Source organism: Brasilonema bromeliae SPC951 (genome assembly GCF_012912135.1).
Classification (GTDB): Bacteria; Cyanobacteriota; Cyanobacteriia; order Cyanobacteriales; family Nostocaceae; genus Brasilonema; species Brasilonema bromeliae.
Map to the genome: position 1 here is coordinate 1 of NZ_QMEB01000386.1, position 2,392 is coordinate 2,392.

The window sequence follows — 2,392 nt, forward strand, 5'->3', positions numbered from 1 at the left end:
ACCCCTTACCCCTCCCCGCAAGCGAGGAGGGGAAAAAATACCTCCCTCTCTCTGCAAGCAAGCAGGGTAAAAAATACCTCCCCCTCTCTGCTTGCGGAGAGGGGGTTGGGGGGTGAGGTTTTTTCATCTGTGGTGGTGTATTTTGATTGCAAAGAGGTCATCTGGGTAGGTCAGTTAAAACAAGCTGGCTTATTGATTATCTTATGTGCGCTCTTGTTGTTTTCACAACCCCTACCCGTGTGGGGAGCACCTGCACAAATAGAACGTACTCCTTTAACTCCAGAATTATTGCAAGAACGACTGCATACACCCATTCTTCGTGAAGGCAATGTTGTCGTAGATTTACGGGAGATGGTGATATATTTACGACCAGAAAATGCAATTTTTCGGGATATGTTCTATCAAATTTTACGAAAGGAATTGCAAAAAGCAGGTTCAAAACCTTTGGGTTTAGATTTAAGTCGTTCTCTGATTCAGGGAGATTTTTTTGGTAGTGATTTGGGTTTGAGAACGCCTTTGTATGCAAAGCGCGATCGCCCCCATTTTCACCTCAACTGAACAAGAACAACTGGAACGTCTCCGCGAAGTTTGCTTGCAGTCACTCGCCTTAGCTTTACCTAGTTCCAAAGACTGTAAATCGCTTTTAGCAAAATCAACTGCATCGACCGAAATCAGTGTTTTCCGTGGTTCGCTGACACTGCTAGAGAGCCAGTCCAGTAAAAGTAGTTGACAAAAAAACACAAATATAAATGTGCAAAAGCTAATAATTAACGAGAATGTAATTGAGGGTAAGGAGCAACGTGAAAAAGTTGGATTGTGTCCTTGAAAAGCGATCGCTAAAAGTCTTCAGTAGCTTTGCCACATTTAGTACATAAAAATAGTTGTAAAGGTAGCATAAATTACGGATTGACAATCAAAAAAAGATGAGATTTTTGAGCAATGGTTAGAAGAGAAAATTCAAAATATTAATGTCAAGCTTCAGGTGAAATTTTAGTGATAAATCATGAACTTACGCTGGGAAGAGTTGCCTTTTTGCTTGCTAACTCCTGAGCAGCAAATCCAGTTGAGAAATCAAGCAGAAATTGGTCGTTATCAAACTGGAAATATAATTTGGTCTACAGATGAACCTGGAAGCCAATTTTTAATTATTTCGGGAAATGTACGTCTTAGAGAAGAGGGAAACCCTAAGTCATCAACTTTAAAAGCAGGAGATTGGTTTGGGGATTTATTAGAACTTTCTGGAAATTTTAAAGCTGTGGCATCTAGCAAAGATGTGGAGGTGGTACGCTGGAATGCAGCACTGTGGCAGCAAGCTTCTTCTTTAGAATTAAATAGCTTTTGGCAGCAAGAGCGATCGCGCTATCAACCTCAAGATCCTAATTCACCCCAACCAGTATCGGGCTATCCATTTATCTTGAGTCCCAACACTGCGGCTGCTTGCTTAACAATGGCAGCTCAATATCTACAAAATCCCATCCAGTTGGAGTTTGTACAGCGTCAACTCCGGGGACAGCACCCTAATGATGTGATGGAAGCTGCTGAAAAGTTGGGGTTGCAACTGCGACAGCTACAAGTGACTTGGAATGATTTGCGCTCATTATCTTTCCCTGCTTTGCTGCTTTGGCAACCCCCCCTTCATCCCCCCCTTAGCAAGGGCAGGGCTGTTTCATTCGCTCAGCTAAGGATTTTGTCAAGAGTATCAGCCAGAAATTTTAGGGAGTCGGCAATCGAAAAATTACTACTTCAACGAGTAAATTTAAGTGCGATACGCTCTGCGTCAAGCCAGAGGCTTATCGCCAGACTGATGAGCAAATAAAATTTTTGAACTACCTGATTTTTTTGGTTGATACGCTTGTAAATTCGGGTCTTTTAGGGAATGAAACAGCCCTGCCTTAGCAAGGGGGGGAAAGAGCAAGAGTGGATTGTTGTGTATGGCATGAAGGGTAATCGCTTAATTATTGCCAATCCTACCAACCTCAGTCAAACTTGCGAAAGCGTTCCCCAAAAGATGCTTGAGGAAAGTTGGGATGGACAACTTTGGCAAGTCGAACCAATCCAAAAGCAGGAGAAATTCAACCTCAGTTGGTTTGTCCCTGCGATTTGGCGCTACCGCAAGTTGCTAGCAGAAGTCCTGTTACTTTCTTTTGCGCTGCAATTGTTGGGGTTAGCAACGCCGATTATCACTCAGTTTATCATCGATAGAGCATTGGTGTACGGAAACCGTGGCACTTTGGATGTGATGGCGATCGCCCTCCTGATTGTTGCTCTTTTTGAGGCAACTTTGGGCATCTTACGCCTATTCATCTTTACTCACACTGCCAACCGCCTCGACTTGAGTTTATAGTGGGTGAGATGAAAACCCTGTGGCTTTAGCCCAGGGACGCCACATGCC

The 2,392-nt window shown here is 43.4% G+C and carries 3 pseudogenes; all 3 read left to right on the plus strand.

The annotated features are described in order from the left end of the window. Window positions 1–195 precede the first annotated feature (195 nt). A pseudogene (locus DP116_RS27855) lies at window positions 196–700 on the plus strand (pentapeptide repeat-containing protein); the annotation flags it as partial. A 732-nt stretch (window positions 701–1,432) separates the two neighbouring features. Then, a pseudogene (locus DP116_RS30855) lies at window positions 1,433–1,624 on the plus strand (cysteine peptidase family C39 domain-containing protein); the annotation flags it as partial. A gap of 285 nt (window positions 1,625–1,909) precedes the next feature. Further along, window positions 1,910–2,341, plus strand: a pseudogene (locus DP116_RS27865) (ABC transporter transmembrane domain-containing protein); the annotation flags it as partial. Window positions 2,342–2,392: the final 51 nt, after the last annotated feature.